Origin of the sequence: Nocardiopsis sediminis, assembly GCF_042650565.1 — a bacterium.
Taxonomy (GTDB): Bacteria; Actinomycetota; Actinomycetes; order Streptosporangiales; family Streptosporangiaceae; genus Nocardiopsis_B; species Nocardiopsis_B sediminis.
Genome location: NZ_JBHSBH010000034.1, coordinates 1 through 609, shown reverse-complemented (window position 1 = coordinate 609; position 609 = coordinate 1). Strand labels below are relative to the sequence as shown.

Here is a 609-nt window from a genome sequence, read left to right as displayed (position 1 = left end):
AGGGGGACCGAAGAGGCCGTCATCACCATCACCCATGGGGACGTCCGCCCCCTCCTCAGCAGAGGGTTCCCCCCAGGCGAAGCCATCAGCATCATCGTCTCGGGCAGTCGGATCGTGGCCAAAGTCTCCCGAGTCACCGTGGCCGCCGCCCAAGGGCCCGGAGAGACGGTCGAAGCCGCCCTCCGCGCCGAAGCCGGCGTCATCGATGTCCCCCAAATCGTCGAACGTCCCCTGGCTGGTAGGGCTGGGGGCATCGCGGAGCTCCACGTCGCCGGAGCCGTCAGAGTCGTTCGCCGGGCCGGGGTCGACCTCGCCGAATCGGGAGAAGTCGAAGTCGTCCACGGGAGAAGGCGTGCTCAGGTCCAGGCCACCGAGGTCCCCAGTAGCGGAGTAGTGGGCGAATCCCGCGCCGTAGCCAGAGGAGTCGTTGGGGTCGGTGCCCTCGAAGAACACCCAGGGCCGCGCGTGCTCGGCGGCGAGGGGCTCGACGTCGAGCCGGTACTTGCGCATGAGGCCGTCGACGAAGTCCTCGAACGACCCGGGCTGCTCGTCGTTCTTCTTGGCGAGGGCGTGGAAGTCGGGCTTGGGCCGGTGGCCGCGGTGATGGGC

General features: G+C 69.1%; 1 pseudogene. It reads right to left on the bottom strand.

Annotated features, from left to right (window positions below):
* Window positions 1-609, bottom strand: a pseudogene (locus tag ACFOVU_RS29375) (hypothetical protein); the annotation flags it as partial.